This is a genomic window from Actinomadura monticuli, assembly GCF_041463655.1.
Classification (GTDB): domain Bacteria; phylum Actinomycetota; class Actinomycetes; order Streptosporangiales; family Streptosporangiaceae; genus Spirillospora; species Spirillospora monticuli.
On sequence record NZ_JAXCEI010000003.1, the window covers coordinates 378,889 to 395,241 of the forward strand.

The window sequence follows — 16,353 nt, forward strand, 5'->3', positions numbered from 1 at the left end:
CGGGGCCGGGGCGGCACCGCGCGGGACCGGGGGTAGGCTCGGTGGCGTGCGACGGTTCCTCACCCCAGGCTGGCTCGGCCTGCACGCGCTCGCGATCGTGCTGTGCGGCGCGTTCCTCGGGTTCGGCTGGTGGCAGTTCGACCGCGCCCAGTCCGGCAACGACCGCAGCTGGGCCTACACGTTCGAGTGGCCGATCTTCGCGATCTTCGTGATCGTGATGTGGGTCAAGATGATCCGGGACGAGCGGGCCGGCACGGCGCCCGCGCCCACGGTGCTCGAGGAGCCCGCGGAGGCCAAGGTCAAGCGGGAGATCATCAAGCGGCACGAGGAAGAGGACCCCGCCCTCGCGGCCTACAACCGCTACCTCGCCCGGCTCAACTCGCAGGGGCGCTGACCCCGCGTGCGGGCCGCCGCGCGGCCCGCTCAACGAAAGGTGTGTTCGCTGTGGAAGGCGCGGTCACCAGGTACCGGATCTTGGCGCTGATCGTCGGCACGCTGCTGGTGCTGCTGGCGATCGGGATGGTCCTCAAGTACGGGCCGACCGACATGCCGGAGATGGCGGGCATCGTGTCGCCGATCCACGGCCTGTTCTACATGGTCTACGTGGCGCTGGCCTTCGACCTGTGGCGGCGGACGGGCTGGCCCGTCGGCACGATGGTGCTGATCGTGCTCGGCGGCGTCGTGCCGCTGATGACCTTCTTCGTCGAGCGCAAGGTCGTCCGCGAGGCGCGCGCGCTGGCGGCGGCCAAGGCGGGCAAAGCGGCCGACGCGGAAGCCGACGCAGGGGCCGAAGCGAGCGTCTGACCCGGTTCGGGGCTGGTGCCCCGCTTCCTCGTCACGTAACGTTTGACTCAGTCAAACGTTAGGAGGGCGGCGGCATGGAGGTGACCGAGGAGGACGTCGGCACGGTCCGCGCGTTCAACCGCTTCTACACCGGCGTCATCGGGGTGCTCGGCGAGGGGCTCGTCCGCTCGCCCTACTCGCTGACCGAGGCCCGGGTGATCTTCGAGCTGGCCCAGCGGGAGGACACCGAGGTCCTCGCCCTGCGCCGCGCGCTCGACCTCGACGCCGGCTACCTCAGCCGGATGCTCGCCCGCTTCGAGGCCGACGGCCTGGTGCTGCGCGAGCGCGCCGCCGGCGACGCGCGCCGGCAGGTCGTCCGGCTCACGCCCCGGGGCCGCGAGGTGTTCGCCATGCTCGACGAGCGGAGCGTCGCCGAGATCCGCGGCCTGCTGGACGGCCTGGCCCCCGCCGACCGCCGCCGCCTGCTCGGCGCTATGCGCACCGTGCAGGGCGTCCTCGGCGACCGCCCGCGCCCGGACGGCGTCGTCCTGCGCCCGCTGCGTCCGGGCGACCTCGGCTGGGTGGTCGAGCGCAACGGCGCCCTCTACGACGAGGAGTGCGGCTGGGACCGCACCTACGAGGCCCTGGTCGCCACCGTCGTCGCGGACTACGTGCGCGACCACGACCCCGAGCGGGAGAACGCGTGGATCGCCGAGTCCGGCGGCGTCCGGCTGGGCGGCGTGTTCTGCGTCAGGCGCGCCGAGGACGTCGCGCAGCTCCGCCTGCTGCACGTCGAGCCGGACGCGCGCGGCCTCGGCGTCGGGTCGGCGCTCGTCGCCGAGTGCGTCCGCTTCGCCGCCGAGGCGGGTTACGCGGAGATCATGCTGTGGACGACGGCGCTCCAGCGTCCCGCGCACCGCGTCTACCGGCGGGCCGGGTTCGTCCTGGAAGAGGAGGAGCCGCCGGTGGAGCGCTTCGGGGACGTCGTCCACGGGCAGGTCTGGCGCAGGAAGCTGTGAACCGGGCCCGCGGAGGGTGTCGCACCTCCACGGGCCCGGTTCCGCAGCGATCCCTACTGCGTCGGCGGCCGGGACGGGGGTCGGACGGAGTTCCGGCCGCCTGCTGTGCTCACCGGCGTGGCGCCGGTTCTTCTGGATACCGATTCCCACCTCCCTCCCGGCCGCGCCGGGCGGGGGCGTGACGGCCCGCCCGGTGGTGGAGGGAGGGCGCCGCTGGGCGCCCGAAAGCCTGGGACCGGGCCGGCGGCGCGGTGGGACGGAGCCGCCGGCCCGGCCGCCGGGGGACGCCGGTGCCGCGGGGGCGGGCGGCACCGGGGCCCGGGGCGGGCCGCCGCGTCGAGCCGGTCCGGGACGGCCGAGGACCCGAGGTGTGTCGCGGCGCGCCGCCGCACCGGCACCCGTTGGGGGACGGGTGGCGGGGGTGCGCGCCGGGAACGCCCTCGGCCGTGGCGCGGACCGGGCCGCGCGGCGAGAGGGGCGCGGGGACGGGCCGGATCTCACGCTCGCTCTTGCGCATCCCAGCCCTCCTTCGTGCCCGACCTGGGACTTTGCCGCCCCGAGGATCTTTCGTTCACCGTGTGTCACGATCTCGTTGCGTTAAGTACCCGCACGTCATGCGCACGTAAACGCGCTCCGCTCAAAGAATCAAGATCACGAACCCGGCTTTGCCCGCGCATTGCCCGCGAGCCATCCGAGACCGGCCGGCAAGTCCCTCATTTCCGGCATCATGCCGCCATGCCCCCTGTGCCACGTGCGGCGGAACGGTCGCCCCGGACGGCCGCCGCTGGGACTGCGGCAGCGCCCAGCCGGCCGTCCGCGCCCACCTGGGCGGCCCGGCCCCCGTGGGACGACGCGCGTTCGCTCGTCCGGCACGCCCTGGACGCCGGCACCCGCGACAACACCACCGCCCTCCTCATCCGGGTGGCGGGGCTCACCCCGGGCTGACGTCGGAGGCGGTCATCGCCAGCAGGACGAGGGCGTCGTGCTCGGCGGTGCCGGGCTCGGCCTGGTAGACCATCATCCGCTGGCCGTCGGCGGTGGTGGCGAGCACCTCGTGGGCGAGGGTGAGCGGGCCGATGACGGGGTGGCGGAACGCGGTCTCGCCGCCGCGCTTGACCATGACTTCGTGCCGCCGCCACAGCTCGGCGAACGGGTCGCTCGCCGAGCGCAGTTCGCCGACCAGGGCCGCGGCCGGCTCCGGCGCGGTCAGCTCGGCGGTGTGCAGGTGGGCGACGCTGTTGCGGGCGACCCGGTCCCAGTCGGCGAAGACCGACCGCGCGTCCGGGTGCAGGAAGGTGTAGCGGATCGTGTTGCGCCGCCCGGGCGGCCAGTCGCCGAGCCCGTGCATCAGCGCGAGGCCCTCGGCGTTGGCGGCCAGCACGTCGTTGACCTCGTTCAGCACGTAGGCGGGGCTCGGCCGGAGCGACTCCAGCATCAGCAGCAGGCCGGGACGGGCCGGCCGCGGTGCCGGGGGACGCCGGCGGGGCGTCCGCCCGGCGGTCCGGTCGGCGAGGCCGAGCAGGTGGGCGTGCTCGTCGTCGCTGAGCCGCAGGGCGCGGGCCAGCGCGTCCAGCACCGAGTCGCTGGGCGCGGTCTCGCGGCCCTGCTCGATACGGGTGTAGTAGTCCACGCTCACCCCGGCCAGCGCGGCGAGCTCCTCCCGCCGCAGCCCGGGGTTGCGCCGGGGGCGCGGGCCGATGGGCAGCCCGACGTCGGCCGGGCCGATCCGCCCGCGCCGGATCCGGAGGAACGTCGCCATCGCGTTCATGCCGTCGAGTCTGCCACCGGCCGTCCCGCGCCTGGGTGGCCGTGTCGCACCCAGGTGTCGCGCGGCCTTCCGCGTCGCCGCGGCGGCGCCGGACACTCGGCGCATGACCAACGTAATGATCATCGGCGGCGGCTCCGGCATGGGTCTCGCCCTGGCCCGGACCCTGCTCATGGACGGCGCCGACGTGACGATCGCCGGACGGTCCGAGGACCGGCTCGCCGCGGCCCGCACGGAACTGGAATCGGCCGGGCACGGGAAGATCCGCACCGTGCGGGCCGACATCGGCAGGGAGGAGGACGTGGCCGCCCTGTTCGCCCGCGCCGGGGAGGTCGAGCACGTCGCGGTCACCGCGGCGGACGCGACCGGCGTCTACGGCCGGACGCCGGACCTCCCGACGGCGACCGCCAGGGCCGTCCTGGACGCCAAGCTGCTGGGGGCCTGGCTGGTCGGCAAGCACGGGGCCGGCCGCGTGACCGGCTCGATCACCTTCACCTCGGGCATCAACGCCTACCGTCCGAACGGCGCGAACACGATCATGGCCGCGGCCAACGGCGCGCTCGCGTCCCTGGCCCGCGGGCTGGCGATCGAGCTGGCCCCCGTCCGGGTGAACGTCGTCTCGCCCGGCTGGGTGGACACCCCCATCTGGGAGCAGCTCGGCGTGGACAAGGGCGCGGCCTTCGCCGAACTGGCCGGACGCCTGCCCGCCCGGCGCATCGGCACGCCGGACGACATCGCCCAGGCGTTCGTCTCGGTGATGGGCAACGGCTTCATCACCGGAACGGTCCTGCACGTGGACGGCGGCCATCACCTCACTTGACCGGCAGCGTCGTCCTGCCGCGGGCCGGGCGGGCGGACGGCGCGTCCCTCGTCGTGCTGCGCGCCCCTCCCGGCTCGCGGGACGCGCCCGGCGTGGCGCAGTACTTCGAGCGGCGGCTGTCGCGCGGCGTGGAGTCGGTCCGCGGGCTCGGGACGAACGGGGGCTGAAGGGTTCCGTCGGCATCCCGCCGGGAAGTCGCCGCGGAAGGCGTTGTTGGAACACGGTGCCGCTCTTCGGCGATGATCCGCCGCGCGCGGGTGTGTGATCGCTGAGAGCGAACGTTGCTGCGGAAACAAAATGCTGCTCCGTTTTCTTGAGTGTGTATGGCTCAACTTGAGGTTGGGTCGGCGACGGACTTGGAGCTGAGCATGAGCGAAACCCTGACGCTGCCGGTGCTGCCCCTTGAGGACGGGGTCGTTCTGCCCGGCATGGTGGTCCCCCTGGACCTTTCCGAGAACGGCGAGGTCCGGGCGGCCATCGAGGCCGCGCGGGCGGTGGCCCAGTCCCAGGGGCCGGGCATCCGGTCGACGGGCAAGCCGCGGGTGCTGCTGGTGCCCCGGCTGAACGGGAGGTACGCGGGCGTCGGCACGCTCGGCGTGATCGAGCAGGAGGGGCGGCTGCCCGGCGGCGAGCCGGGCGCGGTCGTCCGCGGCGTGTCGCGGGTGCGGATCGGGACCGGGACGACCGGGCCCGGCGCGGCGCTGTGGGTCGAGGGGACCGTGATCGAGGCGCCGCCGGCGTCGGGGCGGGCCCAGGAGCTGGCCAAGGAGTACAAGGGCCTGGTCAGCGCGATCCTGCAGAAGCGCGGCGCCTGGCAGGTCGTGGACGTCGTCCAGCAGATCGACGACGCGTCCACCCTGGCCGACAACGCCGGGTACGCGCCCTACCTGACCGACGAGCAGAAGATCGAGGTCCTGGAGACCGTCGACGTGGTCGAGCGGCTGGAGCTGCTGATCGGGTGGACGCGGGACCACCTCGCCGAGCTGGACGTGGCGGAGACGATCCGCAAGGACGTCCAGGAGGGCATGGAGAAGACGCAGCGGGAGTTCCTGCTGCGGCAGCAGCAGGAGGCCATCCGCAAGGAGCTGGCCGAGCTGAACGGCGACCCCGCCGACGAGGAGGACGACTACCGGGCCCGGATCGAGGCCGCGAACCTCCCCGAGAAGGTGCGCGAGGCGGCGCTGAAGGAGGTCGACAAGCTGGAGCGGTCGTCCGACGCCTCGCCCGAGGGCGGCTGGATCCGCACCTGGCTCGACACCGTCCTCGACATCCCGTGGAACGAGCGCACCGAGGACGCCTACGACATCGCGGGCGCCCGCGAGATCCTGGACGCCGACCACGCCGGGCTCGACGACGTGAAGGAGCGCATCGTCGAGTACCTGGCCGTGCGCAAGCGGCGCGAGGACCGCGGCCTCGGCGTCGTGGGCGGCCGCAGGAGCGGCGCCGTGCTGGCGCTGACCGGTCCTCCCGGCGTGGGCAAGACCTCGCTGGGCGAGTCGGTCGCGCGGGCCATGGGCCGCAGGTTCGTCCGTGTCGCCCTGGGCGGCGTCAGGGACGAGGCCGAGATCCGCGGTCACCGCCGCACGTACGTGGGCGCGCTTCCCGGACGCATCGTCCGGGCCGTCCGCGAGGCCGGCTCGATGAACCCGGTCGTCCTGCTGGACGAGGTCGACAAGGTCGGCGCCGACTACCGGGGCGACCCGACGGCGGCGCTGCTGGAGGTCCTCGACCCCGAGCAGAACCACACCTTCCGGGACCACTACCTGGAGGTCGAGCTCGACCTGAGCGACGTGCTGTTCCTCGCCACCGCGAACGTGGTGGAGGCCATCCCCGGGCCGCTGCTCGACCGGATGGAGCTCGTGGAGCTGGACGGCTACACCGAGGACGAGAAGGTCACGATCGCCCGTGACCACCTGCTGCCTCGCCAGCTCGACAAGGCCGGGATGGAGGCGTCGGAGGTCGCCTTCGGCGACGACGCGCTGCGGCTGCTGGCGGCCGAGTACACCCGGGAGGCCGGTGTCCGGTCCCTGGACCGCTCGATCGCCCGCGTCCTGCGCAAGGTCGCCGCGAACGTGGCGCTGGAGAAGGCGGCGCTGCCGGTCTCGATCGGCGCGGCCGACCTGAAGGACTACCTGGGACGGCCCCGGTTCACCCCGGAGGTCGAGCTGAGCCGGAACGAGCGCCGCACCGGCGTGCCGGGCGTGGCGACGGGCCTGGCGGTCACCGGCGCGGGCGGCGACGTCCTCTACATCGAGGCGTCGCTGGCCGACAAGGAGACCGGGGACACCGGCGTGACCCTCACCGGGCAGCTCGGCGACGTCATGAAGGAGTCGGCCCGGATCGCGCTGTCCTACCTGCGCTCGCGCGGCGCGGAGCTGGAGCTGCCGGTCGGCGACCTGAAGGACCGCGGCGTGCACGTCCACGTGCCCGCGGGCGCGATCCCGAAGGACGGCCCGAGCGCCGGCATCACCATGACGACGGCGCTGGCCTCCCTGCTGTCGGGGCGGCCGGTCCGCGCGGACGTGGCGATGACCGGCGAGGTGTCGCTGACCGGGCGGGTGCTGCCGATCGGCGGCCTGAAGCAGAAGCTGCTGGCCGCGTCCCGGCTCGGCATCACGACCGCGATCGTGCCGAAGCGCAACGAGCCCGACCTCGAGGACGTCCCGGCCGAGGTGCTGGAGAACATGACGGTCTTCACCGTCAGCGACGTCCGCGAGGTCCTGGACCTGGCACTGGAGCCCGCCACCACCGCGGTGGCGGCCTGACCCACCCGAACGCCCGCGCCGCTCCGGCGCGGGCGTTCGCATGCGCCCATTACGGACAAGCCGGAACGAGCCGGCGCGCATGGTCCAGGTCGGACGGGGGGATGACGAGCCGGGTGTTGGTGGAGATGTGGCAGCCCGCGGCGCCGGGCGAACGGGTTCCCTGGTACGTCGTCGCCTTGCGCGCCGTCGTCGTCCTGATCGCGCTGGGCCTGCTCGGCGTGTTCTTCTATTTCGCGTTCCGGCTGACGCTCACGCCCGTCCACGACAACGGCCAGGCGGGCGGGAACACCGATCCGGGACGTTCCCTGCGCTTCTACCTGGACCGCCCCACCAAGGAGGCGTTCCTCCAGCTAGGCGGCAACCTGGCGCTCCTGGCGCCGCTGGGCGTGCTGCTCCCGCTCGTCTGGACGACGCTGCGCGGCCCCGTGCGCCTGGCCCTCCTGACCGGCGTCCTCTCGCTGGCGATCGAGACGGTCCAGGGCCTGCTGGTCATGGGCCGGGCCTTCGACGTGGACGACGTCATCCTCAACGTGGCGGGCGCGGTCCTGGCCTACCTGTTCCTCGGCCGCCGCCTGTCCAGAACCCTCCGCGGCACCTAGCGCGGGGTCAGGTGGAAGACCCTCAGTTCGCGTCCCGAGCGTTCCACGTAGTCGTCGTAGACGGGCCAGACGGCGGTCAGGCGGGGCCAGACCTCCTTGCGCTCCACCTCGTCCAGGAGGTGCGCGGTGACCGGGACGCGGCGGCCCTGGAAGCTGACCTCGGCGCCGGGGTTCTTGATGAGGTTGCCCGTCCAGGCGGGGTGCTTCTCGCGGCCGAAGTTGGAGCCGACGACGTACCAGCCGCCGTCCGGGTCGGGCAGGCACGCGAGCGGGGTCGAGCGGGCGAGGCCGCTCACGGCGCCGGTCGTGGTCAGCACGAGGCTCGGGACGAGGAGCTGGCCCAGCAGGAGCCGCCCGCCGGTCACCCGGTGCAGCGCCCGGTCGATCGGCGGGACGACCTTCGGCCCCACCCTGGCGAACCACGCGGCGCCGGAGACCCGGTGGAAGACCGGCCCGAGCGTGCGCTGGACGAGCGTGGGCCTCGGCGTGCCCTCCGCGGCGGCGAGCCGCCCGGCCCGCCGCGGGTTCAGGTGGCCGCTCCGGGCCAGCCAGCGCAGGCCGTCGGCGATGGTCTCCTCGACGGGACGCAGCGTGAGGTCGAGCGCCTCCAGGATGGGGCGGTCGTCGGTCGGGACGAGCGTCACCATGAACTCGGCGGCGTCGCGGGTGAGCGGGTAGTCGAAGTGCCGGACGCGCTTGGCCGCGTCCAGCGCCGACCCCAGCCCGAGCATCACGCGGGACGGGACGGGGACGCGGCGGCACCTCACGCCGGTGAGCCGGTCGCACAGGTCGGCGTACTCGCGCCAGGTCAGGTAGTGGCCGCCGAGCACCCAGCGGCTCGGGCCCTGGCGGGCCTCGACGGAGCGGGCCAGCGCCTCGCCGAGGTCGCGGACGTCGATGACCGAGACGCCGCCGCCGGGCAGCGGCCACACCTTGCCGAGCGCGGCGGCGAGCCCCTCCATCAGCGCGTCCAGCACGGGCTGGTCCGGCCCGCACACGCCGCCCGGGTAGACGATCGTGATCGGCGCGCCGTCCTCCTGGAGGCCGCGCACGTAGCGCTCGGCCGCCAGCTTCGACTTGCCGTAGTCGGTGCGGGGGCTCGCCAGCGCGTCGTTCGCGGTGATGACCGGGCCGGACGGGGGGACGAACACGCCGATCGTCGACACGTGCACCACCGGGGCGAGGCCCTGGGCGACGGCGCCGCCGACGACGTTCCGGGTGCCCCGGACGTTCACCTCGACCAGGTCGCGGTCGCCGCCCGTCACGCCGATGGCGGCGGCGGCGTGGACGGCCGCGTCGCAGCCGGCGAGCGCCGCGGACACGGCGTCCGCGTCCAGCATGTCGCCGGTGACGAGCTCCACGTCCTCGGGGGCGACGCCGACCGACCGCAGGACCCTGGCCGCCTTGCCCGGGTCGCGGACGAGCGCGCGCGGCCGGTGCCCGGCGGCCAGGAGGGCGCGCACGGTGTGGGACCCGACGAACCCGGAGGCGCCGGTGACGAAGATCCGCATGGGACAAAACTAGCGTTTGGTTCTATCCGGGCGACACCCCGCCGGTCTCGCTCGACACGTCCGGCTCCGGCAATTTCGGTCACCTGGATACGGGAAAGCCGGACGGTTCGTCATTGACGCCCCTGGAACGGTCCAGCACACTCGGGACGCACCTGACCGCCGACCGGGAGGGGATCGATGAGGATCGGACTGGCCGGCGCGGGGCGCATCGGTGCGCGCCACGCCGCCGCTCTCACTGCACTGCCCGAGGTGGAGGCCCTGGTCATCGCCGACGCGGACGCGGCCCGCGCGCGGGACCTCGCCGCCCGCCTCCCGTCCCGGGCCCGGGCGGCGGACGCCGTCGAGGACCTCTTCGCCGCCGGCCTGGACGGGCTGCTCGTCGCGGCGGCCACCGACGCGCACGCCGCCCTGGTGGAGCGGGCGGTCGCCGCCAGAATTCCGGTGTTCTGCGAGAAACCGCTCGCCTCTGACCTTGATGGAACGTTCCAAGCAGTTCGGGCGGCGGCCGCCGCCGGGGTCCCGGTGCAGGTCGGCTTCCAGCGCCGCTTCGACGCCGGGAACGCCGCGGCGCGGGAGGCGCTGGCGTCCGGGCGGCTCGGCTGGCTGCACACCGTCCGGTCGTGCAGCTTCGACCCGTCGCCGCCGCCCGCCGGGTACGTCCCGGCGTCCGGCGGGCTGTTCCGCGACTGCGTCATCCACGACCTGGACCTCATCCGGTTCGTCACCGGCCGCGAGGTCGTCCGGGTGATGGCGTCCGGCGCCAACCGCGGCGAGGACTTCTTCCGCGAGTGCGGCGACGTCGACACCGGTTCCGCGCTGCTCGTCCTGGACGACGGGACGCTCGGCGTCGTCTCCGCCACCCGCTACAACGCCGCCGGCTACGACGCGCGGCTGGAGCTGTTCGGCTCCAAGGACAGCGTCGTCACCGGCATGGACGACCGGACGCCGGCGACCCCGCTGCCCGACCGGGACGCGGAGCCGAGGCCCGCCTACAGCGGCTTCATGGAGCGCTTCTCCGACGCCTACGACGCCGAGCTGCGGGCGTTCCTGGACGTCGTGGCGGGCCGCCGCGCCAACCCCTGCCCGCCGGAGGAGGCCCTGGAGGCGTTCTACCTCGCCGAGGCGTGCGAGCTGTCCATGCGCGAGGGCCGGATGGTCGGCGCCGACGAGGTGCGGCGATGAGCTTCGACGTCGTCACGATGGGCCGGGTGAGCGTCGACGTCTACCCGCACCAGGCCGGCGTCCCGCTGGAGGACGTCGAGACGTTCGGCAAGTACCTCGGCGGCAGCCCCACCAACGTCGCCGTGGCGGCGGCCAGATACGGCCGCCGCGCCGCCGTCATCACCCGTACCGGCGACGACCCCTTCGGCCGGTTCGTCCGGAAGGCGCTCCGGGGCTACGGCGTGGACGACCGGTACGTCACGGCCGTCCCCGGCCTGCCGACGCCGCTGGCCTTCTGCGAGATCTTCCCGCCGGACGACTTCCCGCTGTACTTCTACCGCTACCCCAAGGCGCCGGACCTGGAGATCCGTCCACATGAGCTGGACATGGAGGCGATCCGTGGGGCCCGCATCCTGTGGGCCACCGTCACGGGCCTCTCCCAGGAACCCAGCCGTGAGGCCACCCTCACCGCGCTCGCCGGACACCCCGGGCAGACCGTCATCGACCTCGACTACAGGCCGATGCTCTGGAACGACCCAGGCGAGGCGCCGCATTGGGCCGCGCGCGCTCTGGAACAGGCCAAGGTGGCGGTCGGCAACCTGGACGAATGCGCGGTCGCGGTGGGGGAGAGGGAACCGCGTGCCGCCGCACGCGCGATCCTCGACCGCGGCCCTGAACTCGCCATCGTGAAGATGGGCCCGGACGGCGTCCTCGCGGCGACGGCCCGCGAGACCGTCCGGGTGCCGCCGGTCGAGGTCGACGTCGTGAACGGGCTCGGCGCGGGTGACGCGTTCGGCGGCGCCCTCTGCCACGGGCTCCTGTCCGGCTGGGACCTGCGCCGGCTCGTCGAGTTCGCGGGCGCCGCCGGGGCGATCGTGGCGTCCCGCATCGCCTGCTCGGACGCGATGCCCGCGCAGGACGAGGTCGAAGCACTCCTCAAGGAGACGGGATGAGGTACCACCTGCCCGCCGGCAGCACCGCGGAAGGCCCGTACACGCTCGTCGTCACGCCCGAGTCGGCCGGCTGGGCGCATTCCGCCCTGCGCGTCCTCGACCTGCCGGACGGCGGCGAGCACGCGTTCGGCACCGGCGAGTTCGAGACGATCGTGCTGCCGCTGGCCGGGTCGTGCGCCGTCGAGTGCGACGGCGCGCGGTTCGAGCTGGCCGGCCGCGACGACGTGTTCAGCCGGGTCACCGACTTCGCCTACGTCCCGCGCGACGCGCGCGTGACCGTGCGGGGGCGCGGCAGGTTCGCGCTGGCCGGCGCCCGCTGCGGGACGCGCCTGGAGCCCCGCTACGGCCCCGCCGGGGAGGTGCCGGTCGAGCTGCGCGGCGCGGGCGCGGCGAGCCGGCAGGTGAACAACTTCGGGACGCCCGAGGGGTTCCCGTTCGCGGAGAAGCTGATCGCCTGCGAGGTGCTCACGCCGGGCGGCTGCTGGTCGTCGTTCCCGCCGCACAAGCACGACGAGGACCGGCCCGGCGAGTCGGTGCTGGAGGAGATCTACTACTTCGAGGTCGGCCGGGACGGCATGGGCTACCAGCGCGTCTACGGCTCGCCCGGACGCCCCATCGACGTGCTCGCTGAGGTGCGCGGCGGCGACGCCGTCCTGATCCCGCACGGCTGGCACGGCCCGTCGATGGCGCCGCCCGGCCACGACCTCTACTACCTGAACGTGATGGCCGGCCCGTCGCCGGAACGGGCGTGGAACATCTGCGACGACCCCGAGCACGCGTGGATCCGCGGCACCTGGGCGGGCCAGGAGGTCGATCCGCGGCTGCCGCTGACGTCGGCGGAGGGGCGCCGCCGCGGCGCGCGCCCACGGGGCGCCACCGGATTGTGAGCGGGATCGGCGCGCACGAACGCCCCGATCTGTGATCAACTCCTCACACCGACCATTCGGGGAGAAACGGAGTACAGCCGATGAGAGGCGATGTCGCGCGCGGGCCGCTGCGGAGGCGCGGGGCGTCCAGGGGCCTCGCGGTCCTGGCCGCCGCCGGACTGCTGGCGCTGAGCGCCTGCAGCAGCTCGGGCGGGAAGAAGTCCGAGGAGGCGCCCGAGGGCGCCGGCCCTCGGCTCAAGATCGCGATGGTGACCCACTCGGGCGCCGGCGACACGTTCTGGGACATCGTCCAGAAGGGCGCGAAGGCCGCCGCCGCCAAGGACAACGTCGAGTTCCTGTACTCGGCGGACCCGGACGGCGGCAAGCAGGCCCAGCTCGTCCAGGCGGCGATCGACAAGAAGGTCGACGGCATCATCGTCACGCTCGCCAAGCCGGACGCCATGAAGGACGCGCTGGCCCGCGCCACCGCCGCGAAGATCCCGGTCGTGTCGATCAACTCCGGTGCGGAGGACTCGGCGAAGCTCGGCGCGATCGCGCACTTCGGGCAGGACGAGTCCATCGCCGGCGAGGCGGCCGGCACCGAGCTCGGCCGGATCGGCGCGAAGAAGGCGCTGTGCGTCATCCACGAGCAGGGCAACGTCGGCCTGGAGGCCCGCTGCGCGGGCGCGAAGAAGACGTTCGGCGGCGACCTGGAGAACCTGTTCGTCCAGGGCACGAACATGCCGGACGTGAAGTCGTCCATCACGGCCAAGCTGCAGGCGGACAAGGGCATCGACGGGATCCTGACGCTCGGCGCGCCGTTCGCCGCGACCGCCGTCGACTCGGTGAAGGAGACCGGCGCCGAGGCCAAGATCGGGACGTTCGACCTGAACAAGGACCTGATCGCCTCGCTCAAGGAGGGCTCGATCGAGTTCGCCGTCGACCAGCAGCCCTACCTGCAGGGCTACGAGGCCGTCGACGGGCTGTGGCTGCTGAAGAACAACGGCAACGTCCTCGGCGGCGGGCGCCCGGTGCTGACCGGGCCCGCGATCGTCACCAAGGAGAACGCGGCGGGACTGGAGGCGTTCGCGAACCGGGGGACGCGATGACCCACGCGGTGGCGCAGCCGCCGGTGGCCGGTCCCGGCTCCGACGAGCGCCTGGCCCGGCGGTCGCCGCTGCGGCGGCTGCTGGGCCGCCCGGAACTGGGCGCGCTGCTGGGCGCGGTCGCGCTGTTCGTGTTCTTCTCGGCCATCGCGGACGCGTTCCTGCGCGCCGGGTCGTTCTCGACGGTGCTGTACGCCAGCTCCACGTTCGGGATCATGGCGGTCGGGGTGTCGCTGCTGATGATCGGCGGCGAGTTCGACCTGTCCGCCGGGGTGATGGTCACGTCGTCGGCGCTGATCGCGGCGCTCACCGCCTACCAGTTCACGCTGAACGTGTGGGCGGGCGTCGCGGTCTCGCTGGTGCTGACGCTGGCGCTCGGCATGGTCAACGGCGTCCTCTACATCAGGACGCGGCTGCCGAGCTTCATCGTCACGCTCGCGACGTTCTTCATGCTCGCCGGGCTGAACCTCGGCGTGACCAAGGCGCTCACCGGCAACGTCGCGAGCGACTCCGTCCGCGACATGGACGGCTTCGACAGCGCCCGCGCGATCTTCGCGTCCGACGTCGACGTGCTGGGCGTCAACGTCAAGATCACCGTGTTCTGGTGGCTGCTGTTCACGGCGGCCGCGACCTGGCTCCTGCTGCGCACCCGCGCCGGCAACTGGATCTTCGCGGTGGGCGGCTCGGCCGACAGCGCCCGCGCGGTCGGCGTCCCCGTCGCCCGCGTCAAGATCGGCCTGTTCATGGGGGTCGCGTTCTGCGCCTGGTTCTCCGGCATGCACCTGGTGTTCGCGTTCGCGACCATCCAGTCGGGGGAGGGCGTCGGCAACGAGTTCCTGTACATCATCTGCGCGGTCATCGGCGGCTGCCTGCTGACCGGCGGCTACGGGTCGGCGATCGGCGCGGCCATCGGCGCGTTCATCTTCGGCATGACGAACAAGGGCATCGTGTACGCCGAGTGGAACCCGGACTGGTTCCGGTTCTTCCTCGGCGCGATGCTGCTGATCGCCACCGTGGTGAACCTGATCGTGCGGCGCAGAGTGGAGCGGTCGTCATGACGGACGCGAAGGCGGGCGCGGCGCCCCTGATCCGGCTCGCGGGCGTCGGCAAGAACTACGGCAACGTCATCGCGCTGCGGGACGTGGACCTGGAGGCGTCCGCCGGCGAGGTCACGTGCGTGCTCGGCGACAACGGGGCGGGCAAGTCGACGCTCATCAAGGTGGTCGCCGGTCTGCACCGGCACGACACCGGCACGTACGAGGTCGGCGGCGAGGAGGTCGCGTTCGGCTCGCCCCGCGAGGCGCTCGACCGGGGCATCGCGACCGTCTACCAGGACCTCGCGGTCGTCCCGCTCATGCCGGTGTGGCGGAACTTCTTCCTCGGCTCGGAGAGGCGCAAGGGCCTCGGCCGCATGGACGTCGGCTTCATGCGGAGGACGACCCACGGCGAGATGGCCGCGATGGGCATCGACCTGCGGGACGTCGACCAGCCCATCGGGACGCTCTCGGGCGGCGAGCGCCAGTGCGTGGCGATCGCCCGCGCCGTCTACTTCGGCGCCAGGGCGCTCGTCCTGGACGAGCCCACCGCCGCCCTCGGCGTGAAGCAGGCCGGGGTGGTGCTGCGCTACATCCTCCGAGCGCGGGAGCGGGGCCTCGCGGTCGTCTTCATCACCCACAACCCGCACCACGCCTACCCGGTCGGCGACCGCTTCCTGATCCTCAACCGGGGCCGGAGCATCGGCTACCACACCAAGGACGAGATCACCCGCGAGGAGCTGACCGGCCTCATGGCGGGCGGCGGTGAACTGGAGGAACTCGCGCACGAGCTGGACGCGGCGACCTCCCCGACCGACACGTAGCCGCCGCACCGTGTCAGGAGGGGACGAGCCAGGCGCGGCAGAGCCACCAGGCGTTGACGCCGCCGAAGGTGTCGGCCGCGTCGATGCCGGTGACCTCGGTGAACCGCTGGACCCTGTTCCGCACCGTGTTGGGGTGCACGAACAGGCGTCCGGCGGCCGCGTTGACGTCGCGCCCCGCCTCCAGCCAGGCGCACACCGCGCGGGCGACCGGCTCGGCGTTCGCGGCGAGTTCGGCGCGGGCCGGCCGGTACCGGTCGAGCAGGATCGAGGCGAGGTCGGTCCGGTCGGCCGCCGCCGCGACGACGGCGACCTCGGCGACGTGCACCACGCCGGTCCGCCCGGTCGCCTCGGCGGCGGCGAGCGCGGACACGGCGAGGCGGCGCGCGGCGGCCAGGTTCTCCGCCTCGGCCGGTCCGGCGAGCCCGGTGGCCGCGCCGCCGGGCGCCGCCGGGGGGCGGGCGGTCACCGCGAACAGCAGGCCGTCCAGCAGTGCGGACGGCGCCGGCGGCCGGACGGGCGGCAGGTTCCCCCGGCCCATGCCGGTGCCCGCGTCGGCGGTCGGCCGGGCGGCCAGCACCCACAGCGCCGCGCCGGCCGGGAGGCCCGCCTCGGCGGCGGCCAGCGCGGCGGCCGAGCCGCCGTCGAGCAGCCGCCGCAGCAGCGCCGCGTCCCGCTCGTGCGGTCCGGGCCCGCCGCCCGCGCTCGCCTCGCGGTGCGCCTTGATCAGCCGGGACCGGACGGCCTCGGCCCAGTCGTCGTACAGCTCCCGCGCGTCCAGCAGCAGCCCGTCGCCGATGCCCTCGGCGGCGGCGATCTCCCGGGCCCGCGACCAGATCGCGCGCTCGGCGACGTGCACCGCGCTCAGCACCGCCTCGACCGGCACCCCCTGCCGCGCGCGGGTGACGCCGAGCTCCGCGACGAAGGCCAGCTCCCCCTCGGTGGGCCCGCGCCGCGCCGCGATCGCGCGGGTCGCGGCGGCGAGCAGCGCGCGGGTGTGCCCGGCGATGTCGGCGGGCGGCAGCACCGAGACGTCCCGCACCACGGAGGTCACCCCGGCGACGACGGACGGCAGCAGATCCTCCTCGCGGGAGATCCGCTCGATGAGGTCGATCACCGGCGTCCAGTCGGCGTCGCTCTGGTTCATGGC

17 protein-coding genes are annotated in these 16,353 nt (G+C 73.8%); 14 read left to right on the top strand and 3 right to left on the bottom strand.

What is annotated here, in order from left to right:
* The first annotated feature begins 46 nt into the window (after positions 1 to 46).
* The 4 genes from SM611_RS08325 to SM611_RS08340 all read left to right on the top strand — a co-directional run bounded on the left by SM611_RS08325 (position 47) and on the right by SM611_RS08340 (position 2,747).
* Positions 47 to 394 carry a hypothetical protein gene (locus SM611_RS08325; protein WP_371948503.1) on the top strand — a complete coding sequence of 116 codons (348 nt, stop codon included), beginning with the start codon at positions 47 to 49 and terminating at the stop codon, positions 392 to 394.
* A 50-nt stretch (positions 395 to 444) separates the two neighbouring features.
* Positions 445 to 804: a DUF3817 domain-containing protein gene (locus tag SM611_RS08330; protein WP_371948504.1), complete on the top strand. Its 360-nt coding sequence runs from the start codon at positions 445 to 447 to the stop codon at positions 802 to 804.
* A gap of 74 nt (positions 805 to 878) precedes the next feature.
* A complete protein-coding gene (locus tag SM611_RS08335) occupies positions 879 to 1,802 on the top strand; it encodes a bifunctional helix-turn-helix transcriptional regulator/GNAT family N-acetyltransferase (RefSeq protein ID WP_371948506.1) in 924 nt (307 codons plus the stop codon).
* A 735-nt stretch (positions 1,803 to 2,537) separates the two neighbouring features.
* Positions 2,538 to 2,747 carry a hypothetical protein gene (locus SM611_RS08340; RefSeq protein WP_371948508.1) on the top strand — a complete coding sequence of 70 codons (210 nt, stop codon included), beginning with the start codon at positions 2,538 to 2,540 and terminating at the stop codon, positions 2,745 to 2,747.
* Here SM611_RS08340 and SM611_RS08345 read toward each other — a convergent pair.
* Positions 2,734 to 3,570, bottom strand: a complete 837-nt coding sequence (locus SM611_RS08345; RefSeq protein ID WP_371948509.1) for a helix-turn-helix transcriptional regulator — start codon at positions 3,568 to 3,570, stop codon at positions 2,734 to 2,736. The genes SM611_RS08340 and SM611_RS08345 overlap by 14 nt on opposite strands.
* 103 nt (positions 3,571 to 3,673) lie before the next feature.
* Between SM611_RS08345 and SM611_RS08350 the strand changes: the two genes are divergently transcribed.
* The 4 genes from SM611_RS08350 to SM611_RS08365 all read left to right on the top strand — a co-directional run bounded on the left by SM611_RS08350 (position 3,674) and on the right by SM611_RS08365 (position 7,751).
* Entirely contained in the window at positions 3,674 to 4,387 is a 714-nt protein-coding gene (locus SM611_RS08350) for an SDR family oxidoreductase (protein WP_371948511.1), read from the top strand.
* Positions 4,384 to 4,554 carry a hypothetical protein gene (locus tag SM611_RS08355; protein WP_371948512.1) on the top strand — a complete coding sequence of 57 codons (171 nt, stop codon included), beginning with the start codon at positions 4,384 to 4,386 and terminating at the stop codon, positions 4,552 to 4,554. The genes SM611_RS08350 and SM611_RS08355 overlap by 4 nt, the downstream gene beginning before the upstream one ends.
* A gap of 201 nt (positions 4,555 to 4,755) precedes the next feature.
* The gene (gene lon, locus SM611_RS08360; protein ID WP_371948514.1) at positions 4,756 to 7,152 is read left to right on the top strand and encodes an endopeptidase La; all 2,397 of its coding nucleotides are present in this window, start codon (positions 4,756 to 4,758) and stop codon (positions 7,150 to 7,152) included.
* 101 nt (positions 7,153 to 7,253) lie between these two features.
* On the top strand, positions 7,254 to 7,751 hold the full coding sequence (locus SM611_RS08365; protein ID WP_371948515.1) for a VanZ family protein: 498 nt from the start codon (positions 7,254 to 7,256) through the stop codon (positions 7,749 to 7,751).
* Here SM611_RS08365 and SM611_RS08370 read toward each other — a convergent pair.
* On the bottom strand, positions 7,748 to 9,262 hold the full coding sequence (locus SM611_RS08370; RefSeq protein WP_371948516.1) for a nitroreductase family deazaflavin-dependent oxidoreductase: 1,515 nt from the start codon (positions 9,260 to 9,262) through the stop codon (positions 7,748 to 7,750). The genes SM611_RS08365 and SM611_RS08370 overlap by 4 nt on opposite strands.
* Before the next feature lie 177 nt (positions 9,263 to 9,439).
* Between SM611_RS08370 and SM611_RS08375 the strand changes: the two genes are divergently transcribed.
* The 6 genes from SM611_RS08375 to SM611_RS08400 all read left to right on the top strand — a co-directional run bounded on the left by SM611_RS08375 (position 9,440) and on the right by SM611_RS08400 (position 15,206).
* Complete coding sequence (locus tag SM611_RS08375; protein ID WP_371948517.1) at positions 9,440 to 10,444, top strand: Gfo/Idh/MocA family protein; 1,005 nt, start codon at positions 9,440 to 9,442, stop codon at positions 10,442 to 10,444.
* Entirely contained in the window at positions 10,441 to 11,376 is a 936-nt protein-coding gene (gene iolC / locus SM611_RS08380) for a 5-dehydro-2-deoxygluconokinase (protein WP_371948519.1), read from the top strand. Before SM611_RS08375 ends, iolC begins: the two co-directional genes overlap by 4 nt.
* Positions 11,373 to 12,263 (top strand): 5-deoxy-glucuronate isomerase, encoded by an 891-nt coding sequence (gene iolB / locus SM611_RS08385; protein ID WP_371948520.1) that lies wholly within the window; start codon positions 11,373 to 11,375, stop codon positions 12,261 to 12,263. The genes iolC and iolB overlap by 4 nt, the downstream gene beginning before the upstream one ends.
* An 80-nt stretch (positions 12,264 to 12,343) precedes the next feature.
* Positions 12,344 to 13,351: a sugar ABC transporter substrate-binding protein gene (locus tag SM611_RS08390; protein ID WP_371948522.1), complete on the top strand. Its 1,008-nt coding sequence runs from the start codon at positions 12,344 to 12,346 to the stop codon at positions 13,349 to 13,351.
* Complete coding sequence (locus SM611_RS08395) at positions 13,348 to 14,406, top strand: ABC transporter permease (RefSeq protein ID WP_371948524.1); 1,059 nt, start codon at positions 13,348 to 13,350, stop codon at positions 14,404 to 14,406. Before SM611_RS08390 ends, SM611_RS08395 begins: the two co-directional genes overlap by 4 nt.
* The gene (locus SM611_RS08400; RefSeq protein WP_371948526.1) at positions 14,403 to 15,206 is read left to right on the top strand and encodes an ATP-binding cassette domain-containing protein; all 804 of its coding nucleotides are present in this window, start codon (positions 14,403 to 14,405) and stop codon (positions 15,204 to 15,206) included. Before SM611_RS08395 ends, SM611_RS08400 begins: the two co-directional genes overlap by 4 nt.
* Positions 15,207 to 15,219: 13 nt before the next feature.
* Here SM611_RS08400 and SM611_RS08405 read toward each other — a convergent pair whose 3' ends face one another.
* Entirely contained in the window at positions 15,220 to 16,350 is a 1,131-nt protein-coding gene (locus tag SM611_RS08405; RefSeq protein WP_371948528.1) for a helix-turn-helix domain-containing protein, read from the bottom strand.
* Positions 16,351 to 16,353: the final 3 nt, after the last annotated feature.